This is a genomic window from Sulfitobacter noctilucae (assembly GCF_000622365.1).
GTDB lineage: Bacteria > Pseudomonadota > Alphaproteobacteria > Rhodobacterales > Rhodobacteraceae > Sulfitobacter > Sulfitobacter noctilucae.
In genome coordinates this window covers 405,173-418,586 of record NZ_JASC01000013.1, presented here as the reverse complement: position 1 = coordinate 418,586, position 13,414 = coordinate 405,173, and the positions used below count along the sequence as shown (strand labels likewise).

Annotated in this window: 13 protein-coding genes and 1 tRNA gene; 1 reads left to right on the top strand and 13 read right to left on the bottom strand. The window is 57.7% G+C overall.

The window, feature by feature from the left end; translation table 11 throughout:
• Nucleotides 1-14: 14 nt before the first annotated feature.
• The 10 genes from Z945_RS0108770 to Z945_RS0108720 form a co-directional block, all read right to left on the bottom strand.
• Nucleotides 15-791 carry a PaaX family transcriptional regulator C-terminal domain-containing protein gene (locus tag Z945_RS0108770; protein WP_025051730.1) on the bottom strand — a complete coding sequence of 259 codons (777 nt, stop codon included), beginning with the start codon at nucleotides 789-791 and terminating at the stop codon, nucleotides 15-17.
• Nucleotides 781-2,805 carry a phenylacetic acid degradation bifunctional protein PaaZ gene (gene paaZ, locus Z945_RS0108765; protein ID WP_025051729.1) on the bottom strand — a complete coding sequence of 675 codons (2,025 nt, stop codon included), beginning with the start codon at nucleotides 2,803-2,805 and terminating at the stop codon, nucleotides 781-783. The genes Z945_RS0108770 and paaZ overlap by 11 nt, the downstream gene beginning before the upstream one ends.
• A 9-nt stretch (nucleotides 2,806-2,814) precedes the next feature.
• Nucleotides 2,815-3,879 carry a 2Fe-2S iron-sulfur cluster-binding protein gene (locus tag Z945_RS0108760; protein ID WP_025051728.1) on the bottom strand — a complete coding sequence of 355 codons (1,065 nt, stop codon included), beginning with the start codon at nucleotides 3,877-3,879 and terminating at the stop codon, nucleotides 2,815-2,817.
• Between the two features lie 7 nt (nucleotides 3,880-3,886).
• Nucleotides 3,887-4,354 (bottom strand): 1,2-phenylacetyl-CoA epoxidase subunit PaaD, encoded by a 468-nt coding sequence (gene paaD / locus Z945_RS0108755; RefSeq protein ID WP_025051727.1) that lies wholly within the window; start codon nucleotides 4,352-4,354, stop codon nucleotides 3,887-3,889.
• The gene (gene paaC / locus Z945_RS0108750; RefSeq protein WP_037970816.1) at nucleotides 4,348-5,103 is read right to left on the bottom strand and encodes a 1,2-phenylacetyl-CoA epoxidase subunit PaaC; all 756 of its coding nucleotides are present in this window, start codon (nucleotides 5,101-5,103) and stop codon (nucleotides 4,348-4,350) included. The genes paaD and paaC overlap by 7 nt, the downstream gene beginning before the upstream one ends.
• A complete protein-coding gene (paaB, locus tag Z945_RS19550; protein ID WP_025051725.1) occupies nucleotides 5,100-5,444 on the bottom strand; it encodes a 1,2-phenylacetyl-CoA epoxidase subunit PaaB in 345 nt (114 codons plus the stop codon). The genes paaC and paaB overlap by 4 nt, the downstream gene beginning before the upstream one ends.
• Nucleotides 5,445-5,448: 4 nt before the next feature.
• On the bottom strand, nucleotides 5,449-6,441 hold the full coding sequence (gene paaA, locus Z945_RS0108740) for a 1,2-phenylacetyl-CoA epoxidase subunit PaaA (protein ID WP_025051724.1): 993 nt from the start codon (nucleotides 6,439-6,441) through the stop codon (nucleotides 5,449-5,451).
• Between the two features lie 32 nt (nucleotides 6,442-6,473).
• Nucleotides 6,474-7,676, bottom strand: coding sequence for a 3-oxoadipyl-CoA thiolase (pcaF, locus tag Z945_RS0108735; protein WP_025051723.1), 1,203 nt, complete (start codon nucleotides 7,674-7,676; stop codon nucleotides 6,474-6,476).
• 116 nt (nucleotides 7,677-7,792) lie between these two features.
• Nucleotides 7,793-8,503 (bottom strand): hypothetical protein, encoded by a 711-nt coding sequence (locus Z945_RS0108730; RefSeq protein ID WP_025051722.1) that lies wholly within the window; start codon nucleotides 8,501-8,503, stop codon nucleotides 7,793-7,795.
• A gap of 451 nt (nucleotides 8,504-8,954) precedes the next feature.
• Nucleotides 8,955-10,061: a cupin domain-containing protein gene (locus Z945_RS0108720; RefSeq protein WP_025051721.1), complete on the bottom strand. Its 1,107-nt coding sequence runs from the start codon at nucleotides 10,059-10,061 to the stop codon at nucleotides 8,955-8,957.
• A 198-nt stretch (nucleotides 10,062-10,259) separates the two neighbouring features.
• On the opposite strand from Z945_RS0108720, the gene Z945_RS0108715 reads away from it, so the two are divergent.
• Nucleotides 10,260-11,030: an SDR family oxidoreductase gene (locus Z945_RS0108715; RefSeq protein ID WP_025051720.1), complete on the top strand. Its 771-nt coding sequence runs from the start codon at nucleotides 10,260-10,262 to the stop codon at nucleotides 11,028-11,030.
• A 55-nt stretch (nucleotides 11,031-11,085) separates the two neighbouring features.
• Here Z945_RS0108715 and Z945_RS20945 read toward each other — a convergent pair whose 3' ends face one another.
• The 3 genes from Z945_RS20945 to Z945_RS20475 form a co-directional block, all read right to left on the bottom strand.
• Nucleotides 11,086-11,610 carry a UGSC family (seleno)protein gene (locus Z945_RS20945; protein ID WP_273701373.1) on the bottom strand — a complete coding sequence of 175 codons (525 nt, stop codon included), beginning with the start codon at nucleotides 11,608-11,610 and terminating at the stop codon, nucleotides 11,086-11,088.
• A gap of 24 nt (nucleotides 11,611-11,634) precedes the next feature.
• On the bottom strand, nucleotides 11,635-13,224 hold the full coding sequence (locus Z945_RS0108700; RefSeq protein ID WP_025051717.1) for a TlpA family protein disulfide reductase: 1,590 nt from the start codon (nucleotides 13,222-13,224) through the stop codon (nucleotides 11,635-11,637).
• Nucleotides 13,225-13,294: 70 nt separating this feature from the next.
• Nucleotides 13,295-13,386: transfer RNA gene (locus tag Z945_RS20475), tRNA-Sec, on the bottom strand.
• Nucleotides 13,387-13,414: the final 28 nt, after the last annotated feature.

Genomic DNA, 13,414 nt, shown 5'->3' with positions numbered 1-13,414 from the left:
TGGGAAAGCGGCTGTTACACAGTGGCGCAGGACTGCTCAACCTCGGTGATTGAGGGGCGCGGATAGCGTGCCAGCAAATCAGCGACAGCGACGTGGCAGCGATGGGGCGCGCCTTCGGGATCGATCAAGGCAGCGGGGAGCGTAGGGTGACGCAACACAAGGCGTCGCCAGTTGTGAACGACCAAGCACCGCAACACAGCGGTATGAAGCGCGGGTAGTTCGGTGGGTGACGGCAAATTTCCGCGTAACGCGGTCAGAGCCGTCAACAGGTCCGCGTACCCGCTTTGCTGCCTTTGGTCGGCAATTTGCGCGCGCAGCCAGTCGGGCGCTGCGCCGGCGCACAAGATCATCGCCTCGGCTGGTGCCTTGGCTGACCTGGGGCCTGCAAAGATGCGCGGCGTTATCTGCGTAAAACCCAGCTGGGACAAATCAGCGGCATGTTCGGTAAGGACGATCTGCCATTTTCCGTTGGTTAGGGTCGCATCGGCATAGATGCGCGGGCTTGCCGCTGCCGATTCCCTGCGCCCTTGCGCGGTCAGACTGTGACGTCTGATGCGCCCCGATTTCTCGGATGTGATCCAACCGTCGTTGCGCAAACGGTGCAGTGCCACGCGCGCCGCTTCTGGTTTTACGTCCAGACCAGCCATGATGGTCGACAGGACTGGCCCATCAATCGCCTGTCCCGGTTCTTGCGCAAGATCACCAAAAAGGCTGATCACCAGCGACCAAACCCGCTGCCCCCCCAAGCTTCGCAACCCCGCCGTCAGAGATGCAAACTCCTCAATATCCATTCATCGTCAGCAGTTCATATTCCGCTGCCACGTCATCATTCTGGTTGTATAGGGTCACATGCCAACGCACTTCGCCGTATTCGTCATTGCGCGGTGTCTTGTGTTTTACCGTCAGCCGCACGCGAATGCTGTCACCGGCGGCAACGGGTGCCATAAAGCGCAGATTATCCAGACCCGTGTTGGCGAGCACCGGACCGGGGTCTGGTTGCACAAAGAGGCCCGCCGCAAAGCTCAGCAGCAAATAGCCATGCGCAACGCGCCCCGGAAAGAACGGGTTCGCCTTGGCTGCGGCGTCGTCCATATGGGCGTAGAACGTATCACCGGTGAAATGCGCGAAAGTTTCGATATCCTCCAGCGTGATGGTGCGGGAGGGCGAATTGAACGTCTCGCCCAGCGTGATCTGGGAGAAAGTCCGCGTGAAGGGATGATCCTGATGGGTGGTTTCCGTGCCGCCGGGTACCCATTGTTCGCCGATGGCGGTCAGAATATCCGGGCTGCCCTGAATGGCGGTGCGCTGCATATAATGCATCACACCGCGTATGCCGCCCAACTCTTCACCGCCGCCTGCGCGGCCCGGACCGCCATGTACCATATGGGGAAGCGGCGCGCCGTGACCTGAGGCTTCGCCCATCGAGGTACGGTTGTTGAAGTAAAGCCTGCCGTGGAAGGCCGCACTGCCCAATGTGATGTCGCGGGCCACATCCCCATCATTGGTGATGACAGAAGCCACCAGCGACCCCTTGCCCTTGTTCAGCAGGTCGATGGCATGGGGCAAGTCGCGATAGGGCATGATCGTTGAGACGGGACCGAAAGCTTCGGTGTCGTGGACGCGGCGGGCGATGTCAGGATCGCTGCAGTGAAACAGCATAGGCGGCACAAAAGCGCCTTTTTCCTTGTCTGCGCCTGTCACGCTGAACGCATCGGGGGCACCGAATACAAGTTCGGATTCCGCCTGTATTAGAGCCGCTTTTTCAAGCACGTCACGTTTCTGACTTGCGGATACCAGTGCACCCATCCGAGTGCTTTCGAGCCGTGGATCGCCAATCTGTATCTTCGCCAACCGGTCGCTGATCGCGGTTATCACTGCATCAATATGCGCGTGGGGCACCATGATACGGCGGATCGCAGTGCACTTTTGCCCGGCCTTGGCGGTCATCTCGCGCTGAACTTCCTTGACGAACAGATCGAACTCCGGCGTGCCGGGTTCCGCGTCCGGCCCGAGTACCGATGCATTCAGGCTGTCCTGCTCGGAGGCGAAGCGGACAGAGTTTTCCATGAGGTTTGGCGTGCCGCGCAGCTTGAGTGCGGTTTGGGCTGATCCGGTGAATGCTACGGCGTCCTGACATTCCAGATGATCCAGCATATCGCCCAAACCGCCGGTCACCAACTGAACCGCGCCTTCGGGTAACAGCCCGCTGTCCAACATCATGCGCACGCAGGCCTCTGTGACATAGCAGGTCGCCGTGGCCGGTTTTACGATTGCAGGCACGCCCGCTAAAAGAGTTGGCGCGAGTTTTTCTAGCACGCCCCAGACGGGGAAGTTGAACGCATTGATATGAACGGCGACACCTAGCAGCGGCGTGCAAATATGCCGCCCCATGAAGGCACCGGTCTTGCCCAATTGTTCTGGTGGTCCGTCAAGATAGACATGCCCATCCGGCATTTCACGGCGGCCCTTGGCGGCGAAAACCAGCATTGTGCCGATGCCGCCGTCCACGTCGATCTTGTGATCGGACAGGGTCGCACCGGTATCATAGCTTAGATCGTAAAGCGTCTGCTTGCGCTCCATCAGAAACAACGCCAGCGCCTTAAGCATCTTGGCGCGGTCGTGAAACGTCATCCTGCGCAGGTTTGTGCCGCCAATTTCGCGGGCATAGCCCAGCATATCCTGAATGGGTAATGCAGCATTGCCAGCCTGTGCCAGAGCCTCGCCGGTGATGGCGCTTTCTATAGATCGGGCACCTGTGCCGGGCGCGATCCATTGACCTGCAGCGAAACTTGATACGTCCAGCATCGGCTCTCCTTAATGGGTGTCGTAATCCACAACCAGTTTTTCGGTCAGCGGATAGGACTGGCAAGACAGCACATACCCCCGCTCAACTTCGTAATCTTCGAGGGCATGGTTGCTGATCATCTCGACCTCGCCCTCGATCACCTTGCACATGCAGGTCGAACAGACACCGGCCTTGCAGGCAAAGGGCGCGTCCTGTCCGTTGGCCAGCGCCGCTTCAAGCACTGATTGCCCCTTCGACATCTCGAAGGACCGCTCGGCGCCTTCAATGATCACCGTCAGATTGGTCCCGGTCTGCCCCTCGGCACGTTTCGCCATCTCTTGCTTGGCAAGCTGACCTTGCTGGCTTTCGCTGAACAGTTCAAACTTAATCTGATCAGGCTCTAAACCGTGGGTTTTTAGGCTGTCAGCGATGGCAAGCATCATGGGTTCAGGACCACAGATGAACGCAGTCGTAATGGCGCTGACGTCGATCCACTGTTTGAAAAGCGCTTCACATTTCCCCTGATCAACACGGCCGGTGAACAAATCAATATCCTGCCCGGATTCAAGCATATGGATGATCGTTAGTCGCCCCATGTAACGGTTCTTGAGATCCTCCAGTTCCTCCCGGAACATGATCGTGTTCACAGCACGATTGGCATAGACCAGTGTAAATGTGGACAGCGGTTCCCGTTTCAGAACAGTTTTGAGGATCGATAGAACAGGCGTAATGCCAGACCCGCCCGCGAACCCAAGGTAGTTCTTCGTCTTATCAGGCTCTAATGCAGTGAAAAACTTCCCCTGCGGAGGCATGACTTGCAGTGTATCGCCGACTTGCAACTCTGTATTGGCAAAGGTCGAAAACGCGCCGCCATCGACACGTTTGATCCCCACCTGCAACTTGCCGTCGTCCAGCCCGGCGCAGATGGAATAGTTGCGCCGCAGCTCGGTACCATCGAAATCCTGCTTAAAGGTCAGGTATTGGCCCTGTTTGAAATCGAAAGCTTCTGGATTTTCAGGTTGTAGCGTCAGCACGACCGCATCACGGATCGTGTGGTGGATATCAGTCACTGTGACAGGGTGAAACTGGCTCATGCGGGCCTCAGATACATTTGAAATAGTCGAAGGGTTCAAGGCAGGATTGGCACCGCCATTGCGCCTTGCAGGGGGTCGATCCGAATTGGCTGATCTTCTCAACCTGAGTGGATTTGCAAAGTGGGCACTGCTTGGGCCCGCCCGCTGGTTGAGGGGGCGCGATGCCGTATTCTTCTAGTTTGGCGCGACCCGTGTCGGTCAACCAATCGGTCGTCCATGCAGGAGATAACTGCCTTTTTAGAGACAGTTTTTCGATTCCCTTGGCACGCAAGGCGGTTTCTATATCAAGGTTGATGATGCTGGTCGCGGGGCAGCCCGAATAGGTTGGGGTGACCGTGACAACTAACGTATCATCGTCCCATGCCACGTCACGGATGATGCCCAGATCGGTCAGCGAAATCACCGGTATCTCTGGGTCAGGCACGGCGGAAAGCCATGCCCAAACAGTCTCTAACGCGGGCTGATCGGTTACCATGATGCATCCGGATAGGCGCGTTGCAACCATTGCATTTGCGTCAGCATATGACCCAGGTGTTCGGTGTGCCGTGCGCCTGTCTTTCCACCTTTGTGGGCGAAATCATCGGCGGGTTTAGTGAGTGTTGCTTCTGCCAGTACTGCATCAAGCTGCGCGTCGAAGGCCTTGCGAAGGCTTGCGGGATCAGGCGCTATCCCTTGCGTCACCATCGCGGCGTCTATGTCATCAGACAAGAACATTTCGCCCACAAAAGGATAGAGCCTATCAAGGGCCTTTTGCATGCGATCGTGGCTTTCCTCCGTACCATCGCCCAGTCCGATCACCGTGTCGGTAGAACGTTCCAAATGATAGGTCACTTCCTTCACCGACTTCTCGGCAATCGCTGCAATCTGTTCATGCGATGACCCTGCCAACGCCTTGAGCATCGACAGATGCCAAGTGTCAAAAAGGAACTGCCGCATCATTGTTTGGCCAAAGTCACCATTCGGCTGTTCGACCAAAAGCACATTGCGAAAATCCCAGACGTCGCGGTGAAACGCGAGCCGGTCGGCATCGCGGCCGTCGCCCTCAACCTCTCCGGCCAATCCCAGCCACAACTGGGTCTGACCAATCAGGTCAAGCGCCACATTGGCCAGCGCAATATCTTCTTCTAATACCGGAGCCACACCGCACCATTCAGAGACACGGTGCCCCAGAACCAGAGTGTTGTCGCCCAAGCGGCACAGGTATTCGAACAAAGGGTCGCTCACATTGCACCCACTTCGTCAGGGATGTCGAAGAACGTCGGATGGCGGTACACTTTGTCGTTCGCAGGTTCGTAAAGCGCGCCTTTTTCCTCGGGCGAAGAGGCCGCAATAGCAGAGGCCTCAACGGCCCAAATGCTGACACCTTCGTTCCGGCGGGTGTAGACGTCGCGGGCGTTCTTGATCGCCATCTCTGCGTCAGCTGCGTGAAGGCTACCAACGTGACGGTGGCTTAGCCCGTGTTGACCGCGGATAAATATTTCCCATAGGGGCCATTCTGTCTTGCGGGTTTCCGTATGCTCTGCGGCTTCGGTGGCTTTATAGGGACTGGATTCAGGGCTGCTCATAGGTCTACTCCGCCGCCATTTTCGCACTGCGTTTCTTGGCGGCATGGGCAAGCAGACCTTCGCGGACCCAACGACCGTCATCCCAGGCTTTGTTGCGGGCCTCCAGCCGTTCGGTGTTGCAGGGGCCATTGCCCTTGAGCACATCAAAGAATTCGTCCCAATCCGGCTGGGCAAAATCGTAGTGACCGGTTTCCTCGTTCAGCTTGCAGGTTTCGTCCGGGATGGTGAGGCCAAGGTATTCCGCCTGGGGTGCGGTCTGGTCGACGAACTTCTGACGCAGTTCGTCGTTGCTGTTCATCTTGATCTTCCACGCCATCGACTGTGCGGAATGTACCGATTCAGCGTCGGATGGGCCGAACATCATCAGTGCCGGACCCCAGAACCGGTTCAGTGCATCCTGCGCCATCTTGCGCTGGGCGTCTGTGCCTTTCGCCATCTTCATCATGATGTCAAAGCCCTGACGCTGGTGAAAGGACTCTTCTTTGCAGATCCGCACCATCGCGCGGGCATATGGCCCATAGGATGTACGCTGCAATGGCACCTGATTCATGATCGCGGCACCATCAACCAGCCAGCCCACAGCACCCATATCGGCCCATGTCAGGGTCGGATAATTGAAGATCGACGAATACTTCATCTTGCCCGAAAGCAGGTCTCGCGTCAGGTCGTCGCGCGTCACGCCAAGCGTTTCGGCGGCGCAATAAAGATAAAGCCCATGCCCTGCTTCGTCCTGCACCTTGGCCAGCAAGATGGCCTTGCGTTCCAGCGTGGGGGCGCGGGTGATCCAGTTGCCCTCGGGCAGTTGGCCAACAATCTCTGAATGGGCATGCTGCCCGATCTGGCGGATCAGGTTCTTGCGGTAGCCATCGGGCATCCAGTCTTTCGGTTCGATCTTGCCACCGGCATCGATCCGTTCTTGAAAAGCCCGTTCTTGTGGTTCCATTTCATCAAGGGATTTCACGCCTTGACCGGTAGACTTGATCATCTGTGCATACATCGTTCAGGTCCTTTCAAGAACAAGCATTCAGTTTAAGTGCGCTCTAGAATAAGTGCGACGCCCTGGCCCACGCCAACGCACATCGTACACAGGGCATAACGTCCGCCGGTACGTTTGAGTTGCAGCGCGGCCGTCATCACCAGACGGGCACCGGACATACCGAGAGGATGGCCGATGGCGATGGCACCGCCGTTTGCGTTGACGTGAGGCGCATCGTCGGCGACGCCCAGCGCGCGCAAAGTCGCGAGACCCTGGCTCGCAAAGGCTTCGTTCAGTTCGATCACATCCATCTGATCGATGGTAAGACCGGCGCGTTTCAGCACCTTCTGGCAGGCGGGAATCGGGCCGATGCCCATCACACGCGGCTCGACCCCGGCGGCGGACATGGCCACAACACGCGCAATCGGTGATAGGCCGTGATCCTTCATTCCCTGTTCAGAGGCGATCAGCATCGCCGCGGCACCGTCATTCACACCGGAGGCATTGCCGGCAGTGACGGTCAGATCGGGGCCGTTGATGCCGCGCAGCTTGGCCAATTTGTCGGCCTGTGTATCGGGGCGCGGATGTTCGTCGCGGTCCACGATCACCGGGTCGCCCTTGCGCTGGGGGATGGTGACGGGAGTGATCTCTTCGGCAAAGATACCTGCCTTGTCGGCAGCCGCCCAGCGCTCCTGGCTGCGCAGGGCAAAGGCATCCTGATCCGCGCGGCTGACGTCATAGTCTGCGGCGACGTTGTCGGCGGTTTGCGGCATTGAATCGACGCCGTATTTGGACTTCATCACAGGGTTCACAAAGCGCCAGCCGATGGTGGTGTCATAGACTGCATTGTTGCGAGAGAAAGCCGTGTCGGCTTTCGGCATAACGAAAGGCGCGCGTGTCATACTTTCGACACCGCCGGCAATTGCCAGATCCATATCACCGGCGCGGATCGCGCGTGCGGCGGCCCCTAGGGCGTCCATTCCAGATGCGCACAAACGGTTGATCGTGGCCCCCGGCACATCAACCGGCAGCCCGGCCAGAAGCGCAGCCATACGGGCGACATTACGGTTGTCTTCACCTGCCTGATTGGCACATCCAAACACCACATCATCCACTCGGGACCAGTCCACATCCGGATTGCGTTCCATCAGAGCGGCAATAGGGATCGCGGCCAGATCATCGGCCCGCACCTTCGCAAGCGCCCCACCAAAACGTCCAATAGGCGTGCGTTGTGCATCGCAGATAAAAGCAGTCATCAATTCCTCCCAATAGATCAGTTGATCCTAGGGGAAAGAGACGCTGAAAACAAGTTTAATGTTACAAAAAGTACTTATTCAAGAAAAGTTGGTAACGCTTTGAGCGTTGCTGCTGGTCAGCGCTCCACCCAAGCATCCGATAGCGCCCGCACCGTATCCATGCAGCCCGCGCGATCCATGCGTGGGTTCATGCTTGGGAAGTGGGGATGCTGTTGCTGTTCACAATGACGTGCCTGCGCACGCCTGACAATATCCTTAATGTCCGATACGCTGCGTTGGATTGTGCGGCATACCGCATGCAGACGCATCATTCTTTCCTCTTCCATCACGGTCATCGACGCGCCCTGCGTCACATTCGAAAACGCGTTGCTGAGGTTTTCCAACTGAAGATCGGCGATAGAAGAAAAATAGCTGACATCCTCAAAGGCGACCTTGTCCTGGAGAGCGGAGGTATCGGGTGTCAGCTGATTGGCTGTTGAAATGATTCGGTCGTAGCCTTCCGGACTTTGACCGTATTGCAAAATCATATCCCACCGATCCTTATGGTCGTCGTGTTCGAAGGCATAGGTGAAGCGGACTGGTTTCCGAGATGTGGCACATTGGAGAAAATGGAAGCCCGCATCATTGTTGACGCCAGAAATCGCCATATCGGAAACAGACTGCCCCATGATCGCCTGACGCGGTTGACGGGCCAATCGCTCCAACGCGCTGTTCATGCCGACCATCTCGAAATCAGTGCCTGCGCGGCGCCGCTGGATAATAAACATAGGGAGCAAAAATTGCTCGATAAGCGCTTCTAATTGCCCGTTGGTAAGAGAGTTAAACATCGATTTATCCTTGTTGATAAAGGAAAATCTAGAAAACAATGGTAAAGAAAGTTTTGCCGAGCTTCCTCGATTTGAGGGGGTACGCGGTCTTTTATGATAACCTTATGAATAATCTGATATTTCTCAGTGCTGAAGGCAGCCGAATTGTTCTGGCCAGAACGCTCGGTATGTTGCCGCTTGGGGTCTCGAGCTCATAACTGCTTGCAATAAAGTGCTGTTTTAGTTGGGAGAATTTGTGTGTTCCGGACATCGCCAGGCGTGGTAGTCGCGCTTGAAGATGCGCGCCCGCACCGCAACCGACACCCCGAGGATGAGGCACTCTCGGCGACGATGCCAAAAGACGAGCGAAAGGCGTTCGAGGAAAACCGCGCCGTGCTTGATCAAGTACAGATCGGCATGGGCTTTGAGACCAAAGAAACCCTTGGTCGATGCCAGGATGAACTGGGAAGCCCTACGCCACAATCTGAGTTGAGAAATCACCGCGCAGAGCGACTTCGAGCAGTTCAAGATCATCCGAACAGGCGACATATTGCGAGATCATACCCGGCGGAATGACAAAGGCATCTCCCGCTGTCAGCTCGCGCGGGTCCTGCCCCTCGGCGGTCAGGGTCATCGTGCCTTCCATGACAAAGGTGAAGTGGATGTCGGCATCATGTTTGGCGGGTGCCGTGGTGCCATTGTCAAACCGTGCCACCTGAATACCGGCCACGCCTTTCGTCCCATCGTTGATGCCGGTATCACGCATGGTAAAGCCGGGGATGCGGAAGGGCTTCCAGATAGCCTTGTCCTTCATGTGATGCACAAAGCGTTGTCCGTCCCATTCGCGGGCCGGATCGCCGGTGCCGTTCGGCAGGGTAAAGTCATGGTCGATGGTGGTGACATGCTCCGCCGGAACGCCGATCTCGATCACTTCGATATTCGGCGATGCTTCGACCACGCGGTGGCGGATGCCCGGCGGCTGGGTCACGCAATCGCCCGCATGCAGGCGGATCACGTCCCCCTGATCCTCGTACAGCACATCGACCCAACCCTTGTAGCAAAAGATCAGCTGAAACCCGACGGTATGGTAGTGCACCATATCCGGCACCGGCCCGCCATCGGGAATGCGGATGTGGCTGGCGATAATGGACCCGCCCAGCCGCGAGGCAATCAGATCACGGTAATGCATGCCCGCCCGACCTATGACCCAGGGCGCTTCGTCCGCGAGGCGGCGTACAACAAATTCATGCTGTGTCTGGGGTTGGTCGACAACTGGTGTACGCGGCACAACTTCGATCTGCGTCCCGTTAGGGGCAGTCAGGCTGCGTTGGCCTTCGGCAAACTGCATCGGCTGATCGGTCAGGATACGAATCTTGCCCGGTGGCACATCGGCCCCTTTTTCGATGCGCAGGCGCAGACCGTGGCCGGAAAAACTGGCGACCGATGGGTCATCGGCGGGGAATATGCTGTCCAACCGCATTCCCAGAACCTTGGTAAAGAAGGGGAGATCTTCGCGAAGTTCCTGCGTGGGCAGCAAAACTTCGGCCAGCAGATCGCTAGGTTCATGTGTCTGTGTCATGAGGTATGTCCCTTCAATTCGTCAGACATCTTGTAGCGGTTTCACGGGGCGCATCAACTGTTGCGCGGACTTTGCCGCGTTGCACATCAATGGCAGTCTTTGGGTGAGGGTCAAAACATGGTTGCCTGCACCAGGCTCTGTAGACTTTGCACGTGAACTGTGGACCTTTGTGCCAACTGCACAAATAGGGAGAGAGTTATGGGACAGCTAAATGGAAAAATAGCCTGGGTGACGGGCGCGGGGGGCGGCATCGGCGAAGCATCGGCCAAGGCCTTGTCGCAAAGCGGCGCGCATGTGGTGCTGTCGGGGCGGCGGCTGGCCGAGATCGAGCGCGTCGCGCAAGAGATTACGGAAGCGGGTGGTGCGGCTGAAGTGGCGCAGCTGGATGTAGTGGATGCAGAGGCGACACAGGCCATCGCGGATGATTTGCTGGCCCGCTTGGGTGGCGTGGATATCATGCTGGCCAATGCCGGTATTAATGTGCCCAATCGTTCGGTGGCAGCAGTGACGGCAGCGGATTTCGCAAAGGTTGTCGACATCAACCTGAACGGCGTGATGAACGGGATCCTCGCCGTGTTGCCGCAGATGCGGGACAAGGGGATGGGCACGCTGATCCTGACCTCGTCCTGGGCGGGGCGGCATCCTTCGCGGTTGACCGGACCAGCCTATAGCGCGTCAAAACATGCGGTTGTGGCGCTAAGCCATTCGATCAATCAGGATGAGGGTGTGAATGGCATCCGCTGCACCGCGCTGATGCCCGGCGAAGTGGCGACGCCAATCATGAAATCGCGGCCTAAGCCGCCTTCGGCCGAGGACATGGCCAAGATGCTGCAATCAGATGATCTGGGTGCGATGGTGCGGTACATCGCCGAAGCGCCGCCACATGTTTGTATCAACGAGGTGCTGATCAGCCCGACCTGGAACCGCAGTTTTGTGGGTGTGGCCGAACTGGGCGGTATGAAGCTGTAGCGTCGACGCTCAAAGAAAAGCGCAGCCCCCGGATAAACGAGGGCTGCGCCGTATTCTAATCGTCTTTCGTCAACGCGGCGACGATCTGTTCCAAGGCTTCAGCCGCCTTGGTGCGCATTTCGTCGTCCGTTGCATCCTGAATGGGATGCGGGACAAGGACATAACGTGCGCTGTTCATGCCAAGCGCTTTGCGCTGTGCTTTGGCAGCTTCGCCAAACTCGCTGGAGGCGACGGAAACTGACGGGATTCCCTGGATTTCAAACCAGACTGTGTCGTGCATACTGCACGTCGTACAGGAACCTCAGTCAGCCAGCCCTTCAACAACCAGATCGCAAGCATCGCGGATCTCGATGCGCAAAGCATCAGGACAAGGTTTGGCGAATGTCGGCTTTTTGTAGCGCCGAACATCAACGCCCGGTGCACGTTCGGCCAACAGGCGTTCCAATTCGTCCAGCATCACGCTGCCACGGGGTTTGCTTATGTCCAGTAGACCGACAACGCCCGAAAGCGTATCGGGGCGCGGCGTGATTTGCCGCTCCACCGGGACGCGTTCGTCCGTCGGGTCGAGGATTATTGTCATATAGGTGCTCCTTTCTGCTTAAGCCTAGCCCAGATCAATCTTTTTGGAAACGGATATGGAGCCCACTTCCCCGGTTGCCCAGCCGTGGAACGCGGACGAAAATTTGCCTGCATCCGATCCCGCGACGACGATGTGAATATAGTCGGTGCTGGCGAACTTGGGATTTTGTCCAGAGGCGGGAGTGACGCCTGTACCGGTCGCGGCACCTGGTTTGGCATCCTGTCGCAAAGCACCGTCTGACTTCACTTCGCCTCCGGTACCGGCGGTAACTTCTTGGATGCGGTCCCGCAGTTGTTGTTTGGAATACATGCCGTCGCGCGTGAGCGTATCAAGGTGTTCAGGGCACACCACAAGCACGGCATCGACCGGCAGGTTGCGGAAGGTCGGTAGGAATACCCCCTCAAGCCCCCGTCCAAGGGAGCCGGAAATCGCGTCCGGTGTGCGCGAGGTCTGGTCGACGATCAGCGTAGGGCCGCTTGTCATGGCAAAGACCGTCACAACCGAATCCTCTGCCTTGAACCCCCGCTCTACATGCAGCGGTTCCCAGGGCGAGCGCTCTTCGTTTTCCGCAAAGCACATTGTGAATTTCATTGGGTTGCCCATGGTTGAGCGTTCGACCCCGCCGGTCGACGCCCCGCCGACATTGCGCACCACCAGCCGCAAGGCGCGGCCTATCGTGGCATTGGCCCGGTTGCCGGCACCCAAGGCACCAAGTCCCGCATTCATGCCGATTTGCGCTCTGATCGGTCCGTTGACGATCATCACGGGTGCTGCCCCCATGGTTGTCGCGGTAACCCCGTGAATATTGAATGCGTCGGTGCAGACCGCTTCGACCGCGGCGATGACAACGGGCAGGTACTCGGGTTTGCACCCCGCCATGACGGCGTTTATCGCAATCTTCTCGACGGTGGCTTCGCCCATGTTCGGTGGCACCGTAGCAACCAGTTCCTGTGGATCGCGGTGGGTACCCGCAAGCATCCGCATCACCCGTTCGGGCGTGGGCGGGACCAGCGGCAGTCCGTCCGAGAACCCTTGATCGAACATGAACTCCGCCTCATCATCGCTGCTGGCGATGTCGATCTTTCTGGCGCGGATCGGGCTGTCTTCGGCTTCGGCTTTCAACTTGTCATAGATCGCCGGATCAAGGTGTTTGGACCCGCATCCGGGGCGCCAAGCGGGCAGGCTTTCCCAATCAATCTGGGCGGCGGGCTGACCGGTTTGATCGCTGATATCGGCGCTTAGCGCTTCCCAATCCGCGCGGATGAACCCTTCGAATGTTGTCTTTGCCTGGCCTTTCGCATCGGTCCAGAAGACGGAAGGAACGCTCTCGATGTCCCATGCAAAGGCAATCTTGCAGGACGTGTCGTCCAGCACCGGCATCGACAGGCTGTGGCGCGCAGCGAAGGTCGCGTTCTCGTCCCCCGATTGGGCGATCAACAGGACGTCAATCTCGCTGCCGTAAGCTTTGTTGAAGGCATCCAGCACCGGGGCGGCCGTGTTGCAGGTCTCACAGTCTTCTTTGACAAAGCAAATCAGGCTCGGACGACCGGTTGGAAAGTCATGCGCTTTGCCTGCCAGGTCCGTCAGTGAAAATGCTGGTTGTGTATCGCTCATTTTGGTCTCTTCCCCCCGTGATGGCCCATACTTCGAAGGATTGAACCGTAATGTCCAGCCTGTCATGGGGCGGAGGTGGATGGGAATCGAACCCACCACACGACGAAACGACGCGTCCGTGGTTTTGAAGACCAGGGAAGCCACCAGACTCCAGTCACCTCCGTATGGTGTAGTCTAGCAAGCGGCGGTG